Origin of the sequence: Neobacillus rhizosphaerae, assembly GCF_050477885.1 — a bacterium.
Taxonomy (GTDB): Bacteria; Bacillota; Bacilli; order Bacillales; family Cytobacillaceae; genus Neobacillus; species Neobacillus rhizosphaerae_A.
On sequence record NZ_JBCNAC010000076.1, the window covers coordinates 66,556 to 85,942 of the forward strand.

Annotated in this window: 18 protein-coding genes and 1 pseudogene; 3 read left to right on the forward strand and 16 right to left on the reverse strand. The window is 39.3% G+C overall.

What is annotated here, in order from left to right:
• Positions 1-85: 85 nt before the first annotated feature.
• From ABES03_RS10295 to ABES03_RS10315, 5 genes are all read right to left on the reverse strand, one after another.
• Complete coding sequence (locus ABES03_RS10295) at positions 86-814, reverse strand: DNA-methyltransferase (RefSeq protein ID WP_430117201.1); 729 nt, start codon at positions 812-814, stop codon at positions 86-88.
• A gap of 134 nt (positions 815-948) precedes the next feature.
• Complete coding sequence (locus ABES03_RS10300) at positions 949-1,257, reverse strand: hypothetical protein (RefSeq protein ID WP_430117202.1); 309 nt, start codon at positions 1,255-1,257, stop codon at positions 949-951.
• Between the two features lie 447 nt (positions 1,258-1,704).
• A complete protein-coding gene (locus ABES03_RS10305; RefSeq protein WP_430117203.1) occupies positions 1,705-2,481 on the reverse strand; it encodes a hypothetical protein in 777 nt (258 codons plus the stop codon).
• Positions 2,482-2,500: 19 nt separating this feature from the next.
• Positions 2,501-2,926, reverse strand: a complete 426-nt coding sequence (locus ABES03_RS10310; protein WP_430117204.1) for a GIY-YIG nuclease family protein — start codon at positions 2,924-2,926, stop codon at positions 2,501-2,503.
• A 68-nt stretch (positions 2,927-2,994) separates the two neighbouring features.
• Positions 2,995-3,261: a hypothetical protein gene (locus ABES03_RS10315; protein ID WP_430117205.1), complete on the reverse strand. Its 267-nt coding sequence runs from the start codon at positions 3,259-3,261 to the stop codon at positions 2,995-2,997.
• 367 nt (positions 3,262-3,628) lie between these two features.
• On the opposite strand from ABES03_RS10315, the gene ABES03_RS10320 reads away from it, so the two are divergent.
• Positions 3,629-4,132 carry a hypothetical protein gene (locus ABES03_RS10320; RefSeq protein WP_430117206.1) on the forward strand — a complete coding sequence of 168 codons (504 nt, stop codon included), beginning with the start codon at positions 3,629-3,631 and terminating at the stop codon, positions 4,130-4,132.
• 207 nt (positions 4,133-4,339) lie between these two features.
• Here ABES03_RS10320 and ligA read toward each other — a convergent pair whose 3' ends face one another.
• The 7 genes and pseudogenes from ligA to ABES03_RS10355 form a co-directional block, all read right to left on the reverse strand.
• Positions 4,340-6,331: an NAD-dependent DNA ligase LigA gene (gene ligA, locus ABES03_RS10325; RefSeq protein ID WP_430117207.1), complete on the reverse strand. Its 1,992-nt coding sequence runs from the start codon at positions 6,329-6,331 to the stop codon at positions 4,340-4,342.
• 155 nt (positions 6,332-6,486) lie between these two features.
• Positions 6,487-6,948, reverse strand: a pseudogene (locus tag ABES03_RS10330) (DNA ligase LigA-related protein); the annotation flags it as partial.
• 60 nt (positions 6,949-7,008) lie between these two features.
• Positions 7,009-9,276: a DNA helicase PcrA gene (gene pcrA, locus ABES03_RS10335; protein WP_430117208.1), complete on the reverse strand. Its 2,268-nt coding sequence runs from the start codon at positions 9,274-9,276 to the stop codon at positions 7,009-7,011.
• A 72-nt stretch (positions 9,277-9,348) separates the two neighbouring features.
• The gene (locus ABES03_RS10340; protein WP_430117209.1) at positions 9,349-10,032 is read right to left on the reverse strand and encodes a heptaprenylglyceryl phosphate synthase; all 684 of its coding nucleotides are present in this window, start codon (positions 10,030-10,032) and stop codon (positions 9,349-9,351) included.
• Between the two features lie 330 nt (positions 10,033-10,362).
• Positions 10,363-10,677 (reverse strand): YerC/YecD family TrpR-related protein, encoded by a 315-nt coding sequence (locus ABES03_RS10345; RefSeq protein ID WP_430117210.1) that lies wholly within the window; start codon positions 10,675-10,677, stop codon positions 10,363-10,365.
• Between the two features lie 27 nt (positions 10,678-10,704).
• A complete protein-coding gene (locus ABES03_RS10350; protein ID WP_430117211.1) occupies positions 10,705-11,760 on the reverse strand; it encodes a DUF3048 domain-containing protein in 1,056 nt (351 codons plus the stop codon).
• 55 nt (positions 11,761-11,815) lie between these two features.
• Positions 11,816-13,564, reverse strand: a complete 1,749-nt coding sequence (locus tag ABES03_RS10355) for an adenine deaminase C-terminal domain-containing protein (RefSeq protein ID WP_430117212.1) — start codon at positions 13,562-13,564, stop codon at positions 11,816-11,818.
• Between the two features lie 167 nt (positions 13,565-13,731).
• Here ABES03_RS10355 and ABES03_RS10360 point away from each other — a divergent pair, with 167 nt between their 5' ends.
• Together ABES03_RS10360 and ABES03_RS10365 are read left to right on the forward strand one after the other, a co-directional pair.
• The gene (locus tag ABES03_RS10360; protein ID WP_430117213.1) at positions 13,732-14,037 is read left to right on the forward strand and encodes a YgaP family membrane protein; all 306 of its coding nucleotides are present in this window, start codon (positions 13,732-13,734) and stop codon (positions 14,035-14,037) included.
• Between the two features lie 790 nt (positions 14,038-14,827).
• Positions 14,828-14,941: an EYxxD motif small membrane protein gene (locus tag ABES03_RS10365; RefSeq protein WP_430117214.1), complete on the forward strand. Its 114-nt coding sequence runs from the start codon at positions 14,828-14,830 to the stop codon at positions 14,939-14,941.
• On the opposite strand, the gene purD is transcribed toward ABES03_RS10365, so the two are convergent.
• The 4 genes from purD to purM are packed head-to-tail and all read right to left on the reverse strand — an operon-like array spanning position 14,938 to position 19,374.
• Positions 14,938-16,212 carry a phosphoribosylamine--glycine ligase gene (gene purD / locus ABES03_RS10370; RefSeq protein ID WP_430117234.1) on the reverse strand — a complete coding sequence of 425 codons (1,275 nt, stop codon included), beginning with the start codon at positions 16,210-16,212 and terminating at the stop codon, positions 14,938-14,940. The two genes, ABES03_RS10365 and purD, sit on opposite strands and share 4 nt — an antisense overlap.
• Before the next feature lie 15 nt (positions 16,213-16,227).
• The gene (gene purH / locus ABES03_RS10375; RefSeq protein WP_430117215.1) at positions 16,228-17,766 is read right to left on the reverse strand and encodes a bifunctional phosphoribosylaminoimidazolecarboxamide formyltransferase/IMP cyclohydrolase; all 1,539 of its coding nucleotides are present in this window, start codon (positions 17,764-17,766) and stop codon (positions 16,228-16,230) included.
• Complete coding sequence (gene purN / locus ABES03_RS10380) at positions 17,741-18,343, reverse strand: phosphoribosylglycinamide formyltransferase (protein WP_430117216.1); 603 nt, start codon at positions 18,341-18,343, stop codon at positions 17,741-17,743. Before purN ends, purH begins: the two co-directional genes overlap by 26 nt.
• Complete coding sequence (gene purM, locus ABES03_RS10385; protein WP_430117217.1) at positions 18,340-19,374, reverse strand: phosphoribosylformylglycinamidine cyclo-ligase; 1,035 nt, start codon at positions 19,372-19,374, stop codon at positions 18,340-18,342. The genes purN and purM overlap by 4 nt, the downstream gene beginning before the upstream one ends.
• Positions 19,375-19,387: the final 13 nt, after the last annotated feature.

Sequence of the window (19,387 nt, forward strand, 5' to 3'; positions counted from 1 at the left end):
GAAAAAACTGACTTGGATTAGCAAAGTTAGTTTTTTCTAATTTAATAACCCTAAATAAAGGGATACTTTTCACAAAGTATATATATCAGCTTGCGGTGGCATTATACAAAACATTTGAAGCTTTATTAAAGTAAGACTTATCTAATTCAAAACCTATAAATTTTCTTTTTAGATTTATTGCTGCCTGTCCGGTTGATCCTGAACCCATAAAACAATCCAATACTGTGTCACCTTCATTGGTATGAGTTTTAATGATTTTTTCTAGAACCATTACAGGCTTTTGACAAGGATGAAATCTCACTTTACCACTAACTATTGGAGCTTCGTATGCTGCTTTATCATAATAGGAATTAAAAGTTCTTTTTGTCCCCTTGGTATAAGAGATGAAATATTCCCTTGAATTTGACAAATAATTTACTTTTGCATTTATTGGTACTGGATTAGTTTTTTCCCAAAAACCGATTCTTGGTTGTTTTAAATTTATTTTTTCCGCAGATATTGAAATATCACTCATTTTGAAGATATAGTAAAAAATTACCATTGTTCCACCTGGAACTAGTACTCTTTTAAATTCTTTTAATAGGGAATACCAGTTTATACTCTTCTCTTCATAGTCCCAATCACCAAATTCCATCGAAATAGAACCATATTTCTTTTGATCGCCGCCACCATTTTTAAAATTTGTCTTCCTAGATATAAAGTATGGCGGATCTGTACAAATTAAATGGATTGAATTACTAGGAATTCTTTTAATTTCATTAAAAACATCACCATTTATTAGCTTCAAATCTTTTGTAAATTTACAAACAGTCATTTTTATTATCCCCAATGCTTAAATTCTCTTAGTTAACTAAGGCGTATGCATTAAATTCTTTTTCACTAATCAGAAACAAGGGGATAACTAGATTAATTTATTAATAGATTAAAGTTTTCTCAGAAACCTACGGTTCAAACTAAACGCTGTTTCTTCTCTCCGGATACCGTCTCTATAAAATAATTCTTTTTTTTAACTTCCGCCATTTCCACTTGAAAACATAAAAAAAGACCAAAACTAAGACCGGTAAAGACCCGATTTCGCTTCAGTCTTGGAATAAATCCTCTTCTTAAGGAAAGCGATTTTCCATCTTTTACAAATAAAAATGAGATAAATGCAGAAATTGAAAGGATATCTAATTTCTTCGACAGAGAATCCTGGATATCATTCCTTAACCCCACTTTACCATTTTCTATTTTATTGATTGCGTTAATCCGAAACAAATGGTACTCTTTTTAGGAATTTTATATGTGCTGAACTACTCTTTGTTTTAAGATTTTTTACAAATTTCTACCAGTTCTTGTGTTGATATGTCCTGCTGTCTCAAGCCACATAGGTACTGGAAAATGGCAAGGAGGTTAAAATAAAGACATTGGATATATCCGCTATAATTGATAGAAAACCCCTAGATGAGCTACATAAGCATGTCCGTAAAATTTATAGAATTAATAAAAAAAATGGGAATAAAAAAAAAGCAAAGTTATAATTATTAATAGCTCCAAAGAACAGACGTAAGTACCTCAACATTACATTGAGTTTATACATAAAATCCAAGAAAAGTACGACAATGAATCAAGGTATTTGGATTCGTTCAAAAAAGAATACACAAAAATATGACTTGGAGTTTTGTCTCCAAGCCATAGCATCAATATATCCTTCTCATTTGAGACTTAGAAAACAGGAGGAATATATATCAGCTGTTTATAAAGTGGTAATAAGTTTTTTATTTCATCTTTAATTAAAAACACCATTTGGTCCTCAGTTGAAATTGAAATATCGTCTATAGGTACGACTCTGGTTAAATGTGATTCAAATCCCTCATTATCAAATTTGTAAAATTTGAAGAACTCGTTTAAATCCCTGTTATCTAATGAAAAAGGTTTTACTGGTTCTAATCTTTCGATAGGATCATTTATGTACCATGTGTAACCTTTCCCTTTAATCTTTTGTAATTCCATTAACATTTCATTCTTAAAATCAGGGTTCTGAAAAAGTTTTTCCTGTACGAACCCCCGATCAATAGCTCCATCCCTCACAGCATGGAATAATGAAACGGTAAATCCGCCAGGGTATAAACCGATTTGTATTGATCCATGTTTTGTAAACGAAGCATAACTCTCTCCACCGTATTTTACATGTTTTCGGTGTTTTCCGTACCTAATACCAACCCAAGCAATAGTGTAATTGTTATAGGTAGTAGGATTTATTATTGTTGTTATATGTTCTGGATTCCAATGAACATGCAAATCAGCCTTTTGAGCAAAATTTTTTATTTTTGAATGGATATTTAATAACTTTTTTTGTATGGATTTTCTTTTCTTCGCAATAACTGTATCGTTCCTTTTTTGATTAGCAGGAAAGAGTGTCTCGTAATCCTCGTATGTAAAAACATAATCTTTTATTCTTACGGGATCAATATGCTTAATAATAAACCTCTCGTCATTCAAGTTGATTCCCCTTCTCCCTTTAGAAAGTCAATACGCTAGTTGTTACATTTCTATCGAGTAAGCCTCTCCTACCAACATTGATTACCTCTAGATTGAGTCGCCCTCTATACCATTCAATAGAGGAAGTGTTGTAAGGAGGTCTATGCCAGTGAATCAAAAGCGACTCCATATCGTTTAACTTTTTAACAGAATGAATCCCACCATGTGGGTATTCCAATATCCCAAAACGTATCTTTATTTCTCCTCTAACGTTCCAAAGCCATTCCCTATAATGTTCATTTATTCTTCTATTAAAGCTGCGACTAGTTTTACCAATGTAAAGCAATGATTCTTTTCCCCCGAAAACACTATAAATAGCATAGACACCCATATAGGAAGCAATATCTCTGGTATTAATGTTTTCAAGGCCATATGGACCGTACCATCTAACTTGAACAACAGTCATTTCTCCCCTCCCCGATTTTATGAACGGGATTCAATCAGTAGTCTTTAATATATTTATTAACCAATTAACTATTCCGTCATTTTCCCTTCGGTCATAATTAGACAATAATGACCTACTTTTACTCTTTTTAAAACCTTAACTCTTTCTGGAAGAGTAGATGTTTTATTTCCTCCTAGACTAATAGGAACCATATCGGCAATTGTTGTATTGAAGTCCTTCCATCGATTTAATCCATATTTGTTATCTACCCAATTTTTAATTTCAAAAATTCTTCTTGTTCCTCCAAGAGCCTTAAATGCTTCTATTATAGCTTCGGCCTGAGTCATCCTCTTCATCACTTCCTATTTTTGTAATAAGTATTCTATTCAGCTGTAACTTATTCCTTCTGTTAGCCAAACTTTATAGATGTTAATCTACACTTTCAGTTTAATTATCCACAGTTTATTAACAGTATTATCAACAGGTCTTATTAAAAATTGTTGATAACCTATCAGTTAGATTTAACCTAAAAATAACTCATTTGGATATTCAAATTTAGTATTATATCAGATATATGATGTGTGAAAACTAAAATTCATTCAACCTAATTGAAAAAACAGTAAAAAGTTTACCAATGAAAGATATAATTTATTTGAAGTAATGAATCATTAGTTGCTTTAAGTAAAATAATACCTCTAAAAGATAACCTTTAGAGGTGATTTATTGCGATTTATTATACTTTTATTTTCATTAATGCTGTTTAATAACAATCCCGCAATAGCAGCCCCAAAACAACTCAATCTTTTAGAAAGCCAGTTGCTGTCTTTTATGACTGGGTTGCACGTAGGCGAACCGAAACAAGCTGTTGATTTATGGATATTAGGTGTAAATAATCGAAGCGGTGCTGTTCAATATGCGATGTTGTCCCCTTCGCTTCAAAAACAATCAAGGAGAACATTTGAGCAAACTCATTGGGTAACAGGTCAGTCAAGCCCGTGGGTTAGTAACTTCCGTCTTACCAAAGTAGAAAAGCTTAGCGAATCCCGAATGCGGTATAACGTTAAATACGATTTAGGAACATCATATGCTAATTTTGGTAGTGGGCAGAAGACCATAACCGTGGAAAAGAATCTAGAACCATTTAGAGAGTATTGGTTTATTTCTTCGATAACAACGAAATATAATCAATGGGAAGCATTTACCCCAGCCGAGACAGTTTTAAAATAAAGCATTGCAGTTACCAATCCAACAAAAAACGCTGTTGATAATTTTACAACAGCGTTTTTTCCTGTGATTTTACTGTGATATATAATTTTTCTTATGCTTGCACATCAAAACTGAACCCGTTACTGCTAACTACTGGCTTTTTATATCTACAATTATGTAAAAAGAAAAATGGCTCAGCTATTTGAACTGAGCCATTTTTAGTGAATCTTATTTTAACATGTTACTAAATTCTTCTTCATCAATTATTGTTATTCCTAAATCCTGGGCCTTTGTTAGTTTGCTTCCTGCCTCTTCACCTGCAAGAACGTATGATGTTTTTTTAGATACACTACCAGAAACCTTGCCACCATACATTTGGACTAATTTAGTTGCTTCATCCCTTTTTAGGGTTGGAAGTGTTCCTGTAATGACAAATGTTTTACCCGAAAATCTATCGTCACCACTAACTCCATCTGACGTTTTGGATTTAACATTTACTCCTGCTCTTTTTAATTCAAAGATTAGTTTTTGATTCTTTATTTGATTGAAATAGTTTATAACGCTGTTAACGACAATATCTCCGAAGTCAGGCAATGCCACCAGTTGCTCATAAGTTGCATTTGCTATTGCATCAATTTCAGGAAAGTTCATGGCCAACACTCTAGCAGTTTGTTTCCCTACATTTTTAATTCCTAGCCCTGTTAGTAGCTTTTCTAAATCATTATCTTTAGACTTCTCAATAGCTTTTAAAAGATTATCAACTGATTTCTTTCTTCCCACTATACCTTTCTCGATCAACTCGTCACGATATTGTTCGAGAGAATATATATCAGCAATATTATTTATATACCCTTCTAACATAAGAGTTTCAACAGATTTCTCCCCAAGTCCCTCAATGTCCATTGCATCTTTTGAAGCGAAATATATTACTCCTCTTATTTGTTGTGCACCACATACCTCACTAGTACAACGTATATCCGCACCATTTTCTTCTCGGATTGTCGGTGAATTGCATATAGGACAAGACATTGGAATGGTATATTTAACTGCATTCGCTGGCCTTTTCTCAGGTATACTCCTTATTACCTCTGGAATTATATCGCCAGCTTTTTGAATAACCACTGTATCACCAATTTGAATATCCCTTGAATCAATAAAATCTTGATTGTGTAAAGTTGCTTTTGAAACCTCTGTTCCTGCTAATATAACTGGCTCTAAAAGAGCTAAAGGAGTTAGCCTACCTGTACGCCCAACTTGTATCTTTATATCCTTTATAACGGTTTCTTTTTGTTCTGGTGGGTATTTATAAGCGATTGCCCATCTAGGAACTTTACTTGTACTTCCTAATTCTATTCTGTCATTTAAGTTATCAACTTTAACAACCGCCCCATCTATCCCATAAGGTAAGCTGTTTCTTTCCTCACCTATTTTAGTAATAGCTTCCCATACTTCATCAGCTGTAGTGCAAACTTTATAATTAGGAGTAATGGTAAAACCCTGTTCTTTCAACCATTCTAAAGTTTCACTATGTGAAGAAAAATTTTTACCTTCTGCTATTTCAAGATTAAAAACAAAAATATCTAGATTACGTTCTCTTACGATGCTTGGATCTAACTGTCTTAATGTTCCAACTGCTAAATTCCTTGGATTTTTATACTTCTTACCACCCTTATTTTTTTCCCTTTCCAATACCTTTTCGAAAGATTCGTTGGACATGTAAACTTCCCCACGGACCTCTAAATACGGTAACTCTGTTGGAATACTTTTGGGTATATTTTTGATCTCTAAGACGTTCTCATAAACGGACTCCCCGATTTCACCTTTGCCCCTGGTTATTCCTTCTGTTAATTTTCCATTGTGGTATCGTAGCATTACTGTTAAGCCATCAATTTTCTTTTCCACTACAAATTTATGATTAGTGAATTGAGATCTTATTTTATTTACAAAATCATATATTTCCTCTTTTGAAAATGCATCTTGAAGACTTATTACTGGTACGTCATGTTGCACTTTTCTTAGTTCACGTTTTAATGTTCCACCTACTTTTTGAGTAGGCGACTTTAGACTAAAATACTGTGGGTATTGGTGTTCTAAAGCTTCTAACTCTCGAATTAGTTCATCATATTCATAATCAGATATTTCTGGTTGTCCATTGTAGTACAATATATTATGGTGTTCAATTAGGTTACGTAGCTCTTCTATCCGTTCTCTCACATTCATGCTGCTACACCCCCATCTTGTTTAAGCCCTATGAAATTAACTCCTTTTCTCTTGAAAGCTAATCCATAGTTCCTGCTACCCACCACGGGACTACATCCCCCTGCTTGTCTAATTATTATAGTTTTTCTTCTTATCCTTTTATTCATTTTATTGAATACTGTATTCATATATTTATACACATTAGATTTTACCGATAAGGTTCCATCCCCACGGGTTGCCCCTTGAATGAACAAACCGTCTTCATAGCGTAACGACACAGCAAGGCCGTCAATTTTCAATTCACAGACATAGGAAAAATTGTCTCCTACCGCCTGACGGATCCTGCGGTCAAAATCCTTTAAGTCTTGCTCATTAAAGGCATTACCTAAGCTTAACATCGGTGTACGGTGCTCCACCTTCTCAAATACATCAAGAACCGTACCACCTATACGCACCGAAGGAGAGTCTGGTGTCTTTAACTCTGGGAACTTTTCCTCTAGCTCTAAAAGCTCCTGCATAAGCCTGTCATATTCAGTATCAGGCACAGATGGTTGATCTAGCACATAGTATTCATAGCCATATTGGTTTAATACGCTTCTTAATTCCGTGATTTTCTGTTCAGCCATTAGAAGGTCCATATATCCAGCCCTTTCATAAAGGTATTTCACTCATATCCACTTGGATTATAGCATGAAGGCTTATGCTTTTTTAATTGGTGCAAATTTAGCTAATAGACGTTTGATACCTACTGGGCTTGGAAACGCAATATCAAGCTCTGTTCCTTCTCCCTGTCCTTTCACACTTACAACCGTTCCAATTCCCCATTTACCATGTTCCGCCTTATCGCCAACCTTCCAGCCGACTTCCTCTCCACCAGACGCAGCTGAAACAGGACGCATCACTGGTTTTCTTGGAGTAGTTGGTGTACTAAATGTACTTTTCGCTTGTCCAAAGGAAGACCCTGAACCTCCAAAACTTCTTCCTCCACCAGAATTAAATGGCGTATTCATACGTCTCTCGGGCTCTACTCCTTCAATTAAATCCTCCGGAATTTCAGCGATAAACCTTGATGCGGGGTTCATATTCGTTCTACCAAATAATGTTCTCATTTGGGCATTTGTGATAAATAAGCTTTGCTCTGCTCTTGTAATCCCTACATAGGCAAGTCGGCGTTCTTCTTCCATCTCCGCTTCTTCCATAAGGGAACGGCTATGCGGGAATACTCCTTCTTCCAAGCCGATTAAGAAAACGACAGGGAACTCCAAGCCTTTTGCAGAGTGCAAGGTCATTAATGTGATAGAATCAACCTTTTCACCATCATCATCTAGGGAATCAATATCTGCAACGAGTGCCAAGTCCGTTAAGAAAGCAACTAAGCTCTTATCCTCACTAGAATCCTCAAAGTTTTTCGTTACAGATAATAATTCCTCAAGGTTTTCAAGTCGGCTTTGAGCTTCTAGTGACTTTTCCGCTTTCAGCATTTCGCGGTAACCTGTCTTTTCAAGAACCTCTTCTACTAATTCCGTTACAGAAAGGAATTCCTGCATATTCGTGTAATTTCTAATTAAATCACGGAACTCTCTTGCAGCCTTTGTAGTTTTCGGGCTTAAACCGATTAATTCAATCGAGTCTAAAGCTTGGTACAAAGAAAGGTCATGCATAGCGGCAAAGTCTGCAATTTTATCAAGTGAGGTCGAACCTATTCCGCGTTTTGGCACATTAATCACACGCTGTAAGCTAATGTCATCGTCCGGGTTTGAAATCAAACGTAAATAAGCAAGCATGTCCTTGATTTCTTTTCTGTCATAGAACTTAATGCCGCCGACAATGCTATATTCAATAGTTGATTTAAGCAGCACTTCCTCCATTACACGGGATTGTGCGTTGGTTCGATAGAGAACCGCAATATCTGATAACTTATATTTCTGATCTCGGGTTAATTCTTTAATTTTCCCTGCAACAAACTGCGCTTCTCCCTGCTCACTATCGGCCCGGTAATACACGAGTTTATTTCCTTCGGGGTTTTCTGTCCATAGATTTTTAGCCCTACGGTTCATATTGTTTTCAATCACCTTATTGGCTGCTAATAGAATTCTCTTGGTTGATCGATAGTTTTGCTCTAGTAAAATGACGGTTGCGTTCGGGTAGTCTTTTTCAAAGGAAAGAATATTGGCAATATCCGCTCCCCTCCACTTATAGATCGACTGGTCTGAATCCCCAACGACACACAGGTTTTTAAAACGATTGGCCAATAGTTTTACGAGCATATACTGCGCTCTATTCGTATCTTGGTACTCATCCACGTGAATATATTGGAACTTCCGCTGATAAAACTCAAGCACTTCCGGTACACGTGTGAACAATTGAATGGTCATCATAATTAAGTCATCAAAATCAAGAGCTTGATTTTTTCGTAACCGTTTTTGATATTCTTCATACACATCGCTAACCACTTGTTCAAAATACCCGCCAGCTGTCTTTTTAAACTCTTCTGGGTCAATTAGTTCATTCTTTGCAGAGCTAATTGAACCTAGAATCGCACGTGGGTCAAATTTCTTCGGGTCTATATTTTTTTCTTTTAAGATCCCTTTTACTACGGATTGCTGGTCTGTTGTATCAAGAATAGTAAAATTACGGTTAAAGCCCATGCGGTCAATATCTCTGCGCAGAATTCTTACACACATGGAGTGAAAGGTAGAAATCCATATTTCATCGGCGGCACCGCCCATCATTTTGCCGATACGCTCTTTCATTTCTCTTGCTGCTTTATTCGTGAAGGTAATTGCTAAGATATTATAAGGATTGACGCGCTTTTCTACTATTAAGTAAGCGATTCGATGCGTTAGTACTCTTGTTTTACCACTTCCGGCACCTGCCATTAAAAGAAGTGGTCCGTCTGTTGCTTTCACGGCATTTTGTTGTTCTGGGTTCAGGCCGTTTAATAGCTTATCTGTTAAAAATTGCATTCTATCCACCACCATTTACAAACATTTGTTCTTATTTTTATCATATCGTTAATTTTTCTCTGATGCAAATATCTATTTAACACTTTTTACGGTTTCCAACGCTTGATTAAAATCATCATAAATGACATTTCCCACAACAATGACATCGGCATGCTTAGCCATTTCTACTGCCTGTTCGGCGGTAGTTATTCCCCCACCATAAAATAACGTAGTTTGTTCAAGAACCTTTTTGACCTCTGCCACTAAAGCAGGGTCCCCATATTTGCCGCTATATTCTAAATAGAAGATTGGAAGCTGAAACATTTTTTCTGCCATCATTGCATATGCCTTAACATCCTCTGTTGTTAATTGAGCGTTGGCTGATGTCAGTTTAGCCGCTTTACATTCTTCGTTTAAAATACAGTACCCTTCCATGGCGAATTCTTCCCAATCTATGATTTCACCATATTCCTTAACTGCTTGATGATGCAACCCAGTAATCCAGTTTGGGTCACTACTGTTTAATATGGTTGGTACAAAATAAAGATCAAAACCTGGTGTAACCGTATCGATACTTGAAACTTCAAGGACACATGGAACCGTATAACGGCGAATTCTTGCCATTAGATCAAGAACGTTCTCGAGTGTTACTCCATCCGTTCCTCCTACAATCACTGCATCTGTACCAGACTCACAAATTCTTTCCAATTGCTCGTCTGTTATTTCTTTATTTGGATCGAGTTTAAACACATGCCGCCACTCGCGAAAATCATACATCCCAAAGATCCTCCCATTCAGTAATCCATTACACCATTATAGCATTTGCCCTTTCGATAAAAAAACAAAACAGTGATTCTAATTATAGAAATCATATCCAGTTTGTTATGGGCATTAACATGCCTGTTGATTTCAGCTCCAGGCGCGAGCGGTTCGTGGGTGTTTCGGCGAGCCTCCTCGGCGCTCACGCCTGCGGGGTCTCCCCTGAACCATACTCCCACAGGAGTCTTCGCGCCTTCCGCTCCAATCAACAGTGTGTCTGAAACAGCAGTATGCTTTTTCAACACGTTGAATAAAAGAAAAAAACCGAAGATTAGCCTCTTCGGTTTTTTATTCGTTGCTATTTTTACTATTTTCGTCTTTAATGCGTTCTAGAACCATTTCGTACGTATCGTTTCCAAAGTTTAAGCAGCGCTTCACACGTGAAATCGTTGCTGTGCTTGCACCTGTTTCTGTTTCAATTTTATGATACGTATTACCTTCTCTTAACATTCTTGCCACATCCAGGCGTTGTGCTAATGATTGAATTTCGTTGATCGTGCACAAATCATCGAAAAAGCGATAGCATTCTTCCAAATCCTTTAATGAAAGGACCGATTGGAACAACTGGTCAAGCTCTTTTCCACGTAATTTATTAATTTGCATATTCTTTACCCCTTTAAGATCAAATGTTTATTTAACGTTAAAAGAAACACTTGTTTCAATTCCAGGACTAGTTGGAACCACATTCACCCAAGTCCTTCCTTGAACCAAAGGAATCTCTTGCCCATTTTTCATGGGAACAATTAGGCCATTCCGATTAGCCCATTCTACTTCGTTCACCTTCCCCATCTGGATGAGGTAGGCTCTTCCTCCTGACTGCAGGTCAATATCCCTTCGGCCATAGGTATCAATGATTTTATGAACGGCTTCAATAATAAATACATTATCCAGTAAAACTGGTTCATTAGTGTCTAAATCAGCGGTCTGCTCCCCACCTGAGAAGCGCTTATATTTGCCAAGCGTAGAATCGAATTCAAGAACAGAATCCGAAATCCCACCCTTTGAATAAGTAATCTTCACCGATGCGGCTTCATTCCCGGTTACATTTGTTCTCTCTTTCTCAGACAAAAACGTAAAACTCGGGGGACTTTTTTCCATTGAATACTTTTTTTGCTGAGCGCCTTTTAGAATATTATCATACGTAATATAGGAGTTGTGTGGTGCTTTTCGGGTTTTGGATCGCTTAAACAGGGTACCATCATAAACCATTCCGTTTAAATTATCCACAACATTTCCTTCCAGCATCTTCTTTGCCTCTTCACTCCAACCATGAGCAACATAAAGGGCATTCAATCCTTTGGCAAGATTAACATAATAATCACGTGCACTGCGGACCGGTCCAATATTTTCTGGCCTTTCACTTTGAAAGACGGCAAGGAAGCGAGTAATATCACCCTCTGCAAGCACCTCATACACCACATCAGCCTTATTTAAACCTGATTGTGGTCGGGCTTTCGGATGATTATTAACCATAACAGCAACGGCTCTTCCATCCGTTTCGGTTGTAGAACCTATGCCTGTTAATGGATAAGAATAAGGGTATTCTTGCTTCTCTTGCTCTTTTTCTTCAACCTTTTCAACCACTTTTTCTTTTTTTACTGGTTCCTGTACTTTTTCTTTTTCCTTATTACTGCAGCCTGAAAACAGTAACAGAACAGCTGCCATGGCAACAGCCCATTTTTTCATTTATTGAACACCCCTATTTATACTTTCACACTTTAACTCTTTACTTATTTACAGTTTAACGCATTATCGAAGGAAAGAGTACTGTTTTGTTCATAACATCATACATTCCCTGCTGCGTTATGCGAATATATGGCAGATGAGTCGAAGAAAAGAACAGTAGACTATAAATTGGATCTGAAAAAGAATAGCCCCGCTCCTTTAATTCTTCAAATAATCTCTTTTCCTGCTGCATTAACTCTTCCACAGGAAGATCTGACATAACTCCATTTAAATAAAGCGGCAGTTCGCAAACAACCTTTTCTTCCTCTACCATGACAATGCCTCCGCCTAATTCTTTCATTCTATTAAATGCACGGAGCATATCTTGTTTATTTTTCCCAATTAAAATAATATCTCCTGTATTAGAAAACGAGCTTGCTAAGGCGGACACCTTCGTTGCAAAGCCTTTTAACACGGTATTAATTCTCCATTTCCCTTTACGGTCTATTAAGGTAAAGAAGCATTCATCATGGTCTGGAGGCAGTTCATCCCCTGAGACATCGATGGAGATGGAATAAGGCTTTGTAATAACTGAGTTTTCCATTTTAATTCCGAACGGCATAGAATACTGTAAATCATCCATGGAGAGTTCCCAATCTAACTCCATTGGCTTTAAGCCGTAGTCCTTCCAATCCACCCCAGGATACGCCTCTTCCACCTTTACGCCATCCCGTTTTACCCATTTTCCTTTTGCTAGGACAGATACAGGAGTTGGATTTTCAATACTAGATAGGAAGTTAATATTAGCTACGCGACCTGTTGCGATATTCCCATGTAAATGGTCGATATTATAGTATCTTGCTATATTCACAGTTGCCATATTATAGGCATCAATAATTGGCACGCCTTTTTCAATAGCAATTCGAATCATGTGATCCGTAATTCCTTGTTCATAAAAGGCAGAAGATGAGCCATCTGTATTGAATAGTAATCTATCATATGCCTCAATGCCTAAACGCTTCATATCATCCAATAGCTGCGGAAGATCCGGGCGAATGGAAGAGTGCCTTAAAGAGACCATATACCCTTGCATCAAACGGTTATAAACCTCTTCCCCCGTCATGGCTTCATGATCACAATCGGCGCCAAGCAACATCATTTTCGCCAACGTTTTTTCAGAAGCACCTGGAAAATGACCTTCAATTTGCTTTCGCATCCGTTTCGCTTCCTGAATCCAATGAAGCATCATATCATCGCCATCAAGCAGTTTTGGCCATCCGGTGAGTTCTCCGCCTTGTAGCACGGCATCATGCTCAAGCCACGTTTTAATATTACTATGCGAAAATTTTTCCTCTTCATTCAAAATTTCCGTTTGTGAATCAAACCGACACCACCAAAACATGGTGGAAGGGATCGAGCGGAGATCCCGCAATAATGAAAACGCTTCCCTTTTTTTCAAATGTAAAATGAGTGCCATATTGTCATTAATTAATGTTGTCGTCCCGAACTGGGATGCATATGCCGCCAATGTTAGGGGATTATATAGTTGAAACGGATGTGCATGTGGTTCAATATAACCCGGAACTAAAATTTCATTTGTGCAATCCATGATTTCACAATTTTCATCAATTTGTGCAGGCAGGTTCTCACCCACATACACAATGCGGTCGTCGTAAATCCAAATATTCGCTCTCATCCATTGACGAAACGTCTGGTTTAAATATAAGGCGTTTTTCAATAGGATTGTTGGAGAAGTTTTCCCATCTAAAACGGATACATGCATGCGTAAGTTTTTGTTTTTCCAGCGGTAGCGTTGTTCTAGCATACCATATCCCTCCCTTTTCAAACAAACTATATCTATGTTAAAAACTTGATTTAATCATAAAGAAAGCCCTTACAAAATTTCTTTAGATACTATATTATCATATTTTATCATTTAACGCATTAAAGAATTGATAAATATTGTAAAAATATTGTGAAGGAGTGAACAACTTGAATATCCGTCCAAATATCGGGATTTTAAATGCGCTAATTCGGATTACCTTTGGGTTAACTATTCTTGCCTGGAGCACCTCAAAGCTTGTGAAGCGTCCTTGGAGAGATTCTTATTTATTGGCTGCGTTTATGGGTGCAATGAAGGTAGCAGAAGGTATTGTTCGTTATTGTCCGCTAACCGCATTATATGAGCAATATCAAAATAGAATGCAGGATGATGACCCTACCAACGAGTCAAGGAATAGTATGGAAGGGCTAGAGGATTTTGATGGAGAAGAGGTACTTCCTTATAATCCGTCTTAGTTGTTGGACAAGGTGTAAAGGCTTCTACAATTCGTTTACGTGACGATTCTCGTCGTTCGAAAGGAAATTCGGGCGCATTGAACCTCTCTACGTGACCTTTCTCGTCATCCCGGGAAGGAAACGGGTTCATTGAACCTCTCTATGCGACCTTTCTCGTCATCCTGAGAGGGAAACGGGTTCATAGACCTTCTCTACGCGACCTTTCTCGTCATCCCGGGAAGAAAACGGGTTCATAGAACCTCTCTATGCGACCTTTCTCGTCATCCCGTGAAGAAAACGGGTTCATAGAACCTCTCTACGTGACCTTTCTCGTCATCCCAGGAAGGAAACGGGTTCATAGACCTTCTCTACGCGACCTTTCTCGTCATCCCGGGAAGAAAACGGGTTCATAGAACCTCTCTATGCGACCTTTCTCGTCATCCCGGGAAGAAAACGGGTTCATAGAACCTCTCTACGCGACCTTTCTCGTCATCCCGGGAAGAAAACGGGTTCATAGAACCTCTCTATGCGACCTTTCTCATCATCCCAGGAAGGAAACGGGTTCATAGACCTTCTCTACGTGACCTTTCTCGTCATCCCAGGAAGGAAACGGGTTCATAGAACCTCTTTACGTGACCTTTCTCGTTGTTCGAGAGGGAAATTAGGCCCATATAAGCAGTTTTTTAACAGAGAACTTAATTAGGAATGAGTCACACAAAAAAGATTATTAAAAAGAGAGGCTTACTCAAAGCTAGGGGCAAGTGAATAAGCCCCTAACCTGAGTCAGCCTCCCTGATAGGAGTCGATGTTGATGTTTTGGGAATACGTTAGTCATATGTCGTTTGTGTTAATTGTGATAATCGGGAGCATTGTCGCCCTGCTCTATGCATACATGCGCCGATCAAGTAGAAGACGAGCCCGTTAGCCAATAACGGGTTGAATTGCTTTTGCCCCAATATCTTTTCGATAAAAAATCCCATCACACTGAAGCTTTTCCATCTCGTGATAAACCTTTTCTTGTGCTGCTTGCAGCGTTTCCGCCTTTGCACCGACAAGTAAGACCCTTCCACCATTAGTGATGAATTCACCGGATGCATTTTTCAAAGATCCCGCATGAAAAGTAACCACTTCATCAGTAAAATCTTGCAATCCTGTCAGTACAGCACCCTTTTCATATTCATCAGGATATCCCTTTGCTGCAACAACAACCCCCACCATCGCTTCTTCGGACCATTCGAGCTGAGGACGGCCGCCTTCTAACAGCAGCTTAACCATCACTTGCACCAAATCCGATTGTAATCTAGGTAAAATAACTTGAGTTTCCGGATCCCCAAAACGGGCATTAAATTCAATAACCTTTGGGCCCTCTGCAGTTGCAATTAACCCGGCATATAAAACACCGCAAAAACTTCTACCTTCCTGTACCATAGCCTTGGCTGCCGGAATTAGGACGGTCTCAATAGCCGTTTCTACCGTATCTCTGCCAATCTGAGGAACTGGTGAATAAGCGCCCATTCCACCTGTATTTGGCCCCTGGTCCCCATCAAACGCCCGCTTATGGTCTTGAGCGATTTCCAGTGGAACGACCACTTCACCATTCACCAAGGCCATGAGTGAAAATTCCTCGCCGAATAGGCATTCCTCAATGACCACTCGAGAAGAGGCCGCGCCAAACCTCGCACCAACAAGCATTTCCTCTAGACTTGCCAACGCTTCCTCTTTTGTGAGGGCAACTGTTACACCTTTTCCAGCTGCTAAACCATCGGCTTTTATAACAATAGGCGCCCCTTTTTCTTCGATATAGGCACGAGCTTCTTCAATGGAAGTAAATACAGCATAATCAGCCGTCGGAATCTGATATTTTTTCATCAGTTCCTTAGCAAAAGCTTTACTTCCCTCAATTTCCGCCGCTACTTGACGGGGACCGAAGACAAGTAAGCCTGCTGCTTCAAACTTGTCTGCCAGACCTGCTAAGAGAGGTACTTCCGGTCCAATAATAGTGAGGCCCACTTCCTGCTCTTGGGCAAATCTAATCAATTGCTCATGCTGTGATTCCTCAAGAGAAACAAGCTCAGCTACATCCACCATTCCGTCATTTCCAGGTGCGACAAAGACTTTTTCAACCAACGTGCTTTCACTTACTTTTCGGCATAAAGCATGCTCTCTACCACCGCGGCCAATGATTAGGACCTTCATCATACACACCTCCACTTAGTGTTTAAAATGTCTTACTCCGGTAAACACCATGGCAATTCCGTATTCGTCTGCTTTCTTAATTGAATCCTCATCACGGATCGAACCGCCCGGCTGAATAATTGCGGTAATGCCTGCTTTTGCTGCCGCCTCAACGGTATCATCCATTGGGAAAAATGCATCTGATGCTAGAGCTGCACCTTCCGCTTTTTCTCCTGCCTGTTTCAATGCAATTTCTGCCGCTCCCACACGGTTCATTTGTCCAGCTCCAATCCCGATGGTCATATCCTCATTTGCCACAACGATCGCATTGGACTTTACATGCTTCACAACTTTCCAGCCAAGCTTTAATGCTTCCCATTCTACCTCTGTCGGCTGTCTCTTCGTTGCTACTTTGACAACAGCATCCTCTAGGGTAAAGCGATCCTGGTCTTGAACTAGTAATCCCCCTTCGATTGTTGTCATTTTCTGTTCCGGCTTCTTTACACCATCAGACGAAATCGTTAACAAGCGAAGGTTCTTTTTACCTGTAAGAATAGACAATGCCTCCTCCGAGAAGGATGGGGCAATAATAATTTCTAAAAAGATTTCGTGAAGTTTTCTAGCTGTTTCTGCATCTACTTCACGATTGAAAGCAATAATTCCACCAAAAATAGACACAGGATCTGCTGCAAATGCTTTATTAAACGCATCCAAGCTTGTTGTTCCTGTACCGACTCCGCATGGATTCATATGCTTCACTGCAACAGCCGCTGGCTCAGTGAATTCTTTTACAATTTGCAGTGCTGCATCGGCATCGTTGATATTGTTGTAGGAAAGCTCTTTGCCATGAAGCTGCTCTGCATAAGCAATCGAAAACACGGAGCCAAGTGGCTTTTTATAAAAAGCAGCTTGTTGATGTGGGTTCTCTCCGTATCGTAAGGTCTGGTTTAATTCATATGTAACGGTTAACTTTTCGGGTGTCTCTTCTTGAGCTAAATCAGTCATGTAGCCTGCAATGAGTGCATCGTAGGCTGCAGTGTGACGGAACACTTTCGCCGCTAGCTTTCTTCTTGTTTCTATTGTTGTTTTTTCATTCGTCTGCAACTCAGCAATCACTGTCGCGTAGTCAGCGGGATCCACTACAACCGTGACATATTGATGGTTTTTCGCTGAAGCACGAAGCATCGTTGGACCGCCGATATCAATATTTTCAATCGCGTCCTCCACTGTTACATTTGGTTTTTCAATGGTTTGCTGAAATGGATACAGATTGACGCAAACAAGCTGGATTGCCTCAATTCCATGTTCATCCAGCTGTTTTTGATGTTCCGCATCATCTTGCTTTGCAAGCAGACCACCATGAATAAACGGATTTAACGTCTTAACGCGTCCTTCTAAAATTTCCGGAAATCCAGTGACATCACTCACGCCCAATACAGGAATGCCCTGTTCGTGAAGCATCTTTTTCGTCCCGCCGGTTGAAATGATTTCATAGCCAAGAGCAACCAATTCCTTAGCAAATTCTCCTACTCCGGTTTTGTCAGAAACACTAATAAGTGCGCGTTTTTTCTTCATTAATGACCTCTCCTCTGGTTAACAACATTTGTAGAATGGATGGATAGAGCTTATGTTCAATCGATTGGATTTTCTCCTGCAGGCTTTCTCGTGTGTCACTTTCTTCTACACGAACTCGCTCCTGAACAATGATGGGTCCCGTGTCCATGCCTTCATCCACATAGTGGATCGTAACCCCACTCCATTTTGCTTTGGCGGCCAGCGCCTGACCAATGGCATCTTTACCAGGAAAATTGGGAAGCAGGGAAGGATGGATATTCACAATTCGTCCCTCAAACTCTTTAAGCAAGATTGGGCCAATCAAACGCATATATCCAGCAAGGACGATAAAATCGATGTTTCTTTCCTTTAAAAGAAAGGAAATTTCCTTTTCATAATCCGCCTTACTAGGATACTCCTTTGCGTGAAAAACAAAAGAGGGAATGCGCGCCTTCCTTGCTCTTTCGATTGCAAACGCACCGGGTTGATCACATATTAACATTGATAATTCGGCAGACAACTCTCCTGATTGCACCTTATCGACGATGGCTTGAAAATTACTCCCGCTCCCTGAGGCAAACACTGCAAAGCGTTTCATTCCCACTCACCCAATCCTTTAATGCGAATTCCTTCTTGATTGGTGACTACACCTATTTCATACGCCGTCTCTCCAGCTTGCTCGAAATGCTGAATTAAGTCTGGTGCCTCTTCCTTATCAATAGCGACCACCATTCCGATGCCCATGTTAAACACATTATACATCTCTTTGTAACCAATTTGTCCAACCTCAGATATCAGCTTAAACACAGCTGGGATCTGCCAGCTTTTTTCAATCAACTCTGCACCAAGACCAGCGGGAAGCATCCGCGGAATATTCTCAATAAAGCCTCCGCCTGTAATATGAGCCATTCCTTTTATCTTGAATGTTTTTAGTGCGGACAAAATAGGCTTCACATAAATTTTAGTCGGCTTGAGTAATTCTTCCCCTAATGTACACTCTAGTTCATTCACGTATTCGATCAATGACCAGTTGTTAAATACTTTTCTGACAAGGGAGTAGCCATTACTATGAATGCCGCTTGACGCTAATCCGACTAACACATCCCCTGGCTTTATATCCTCACCCGAAATTAGCGTTTGCTTTTCACACGCCCCAACAGTAAAACCGGCTAGATCATACTCGTCTTCACGATAGAGTCCCGGCATTTCTGCTGTTTCGCCGCCAATCAACGCACATCCAGCCTGCTCACAGCCCTCTGCAATGCCTTTTACAATAGCCTCAATTTTTTCCGGTTCTGCTTTACCACATGCAATATAATCTAAAAAGTAAAGAGGTTCTGCTCCTTGGACAACAACATCATTCACACACATCGCAACCGCATCTATCCCAATGGTATCGTGCTGGTCCATCATAAAAGCAATCTTTAATTTTGTCCCAACCCCATCGGTGCCTGACACCAGAACTGGCTCTTTCAAGTTGAGAGCGGACAGATCAAACATGCCCCCGAATCCGCCTAAGCTGCCGATGACACCGGCTCTTGCTGTTTTTTGGACATGTTTTTTCATACGTTCTACCGCTTCGTATCCTGCTTCGATATTTACGCCTGCTTGTTTATACGCGTTTGTCATGCCAGTGCTCCCT

Bases quoted from the DNA above. Each gene is read 5' to 3' on its own strand.
- ABES03_RS10295 (WP_430117201.1), bottom strand. From the start codon at position 814: ATGACTGTTTGTAAATTTACAAAAGATTTGAAGCTAATAAATGGTGAT.
- ABES03_RS10310 (WP_430117204.1), bottom strand. From the start codon at position 2,926: ATGACTGTTGTTCAAGTTAGATGGTACGGTCCATATGGCCTTGAAAAC.
- ABES03_RS10315 (WP_430117205.1), bottom strand. From the start codon at position 3,261: ATGAAGAGGATGACTCAGGCCGAAGCTATAATAGAAGCATTTAAGGCT.
- ligA (WP_430117207.1), bottom strand. From the start codon at position 6,331: ATGAATGTGAGAGAACGGATAGAAGAGCTACGTAACCTAATTGAACAC.
- pcrA (WP_430117208.1), bottom strand. From the start codon at position 9,276: ATGCAATTTTTAACAGATAAGCTATTAAACGGCCTGAACCCAGAACAA.
- ABES03_RS10340 (WP_430117209.1), bottom strand. From the start codon at position 10,032: ATGTATGATTTTCGCGAGTGGCGGCATGTGTTTAAACTCGATCCAAAT.
- ABES03_RS10345 (WP_430117210.1), bottom strand. From the start codon at position 10,677: ATGCAAATTAATAAATTACGTGGAAAAGAGCTTGACCAGTTGTTCCAA.
- ABES03_RS10350 (WP_430117211.1), bottom strand. From the start codon at position 11,760: ATGAAAAAATGGGCTGTTGCCATGGCAGCTGTTCTGTTACTGTTTTCA.
- ABES03_RS10355 (WP_430117212.1), bottom strand. From the start codon at position 13,564: ATGCTAGAACAACGCTACCGCTGGAAAAACAAAAACTTACGCATGCAT.
- ABES03_RS10365 (WP_430117214.1), top strand. From the start codon at position 14,828: ATGTTTTGGGAATACGTTAGTCATATGTCGTTTGTGTTAATTGTGATA.
- purD (WP_430117234.1), bottom strand. From the start codon at position 16,212: ATGAAGGTCCTAATCATTGGCCGCGGTGGTAGAGAGCATGCTTTATGC.
- purH (WP_430117215.1), bottom strand. From the start codon at position 17,766: ATGAAGAAAAAACGCGCACTTATTAGTGTTTCTGACAAAACCGGAGTA.
- purN (WP_430117216.1), bottom strand. From the start codon at position 18,343: ATGAAACGCTTTGCAGTGTTTGCCTCAGGGAGCGGGAGTAATTTTCAA.
- purM (WP_430117217.1), bottom strand. From the start codon at position 19,374: ATGACAAACGCGTATAAACAAGCAGGCGTAAATATCGAAGCAGGATAC.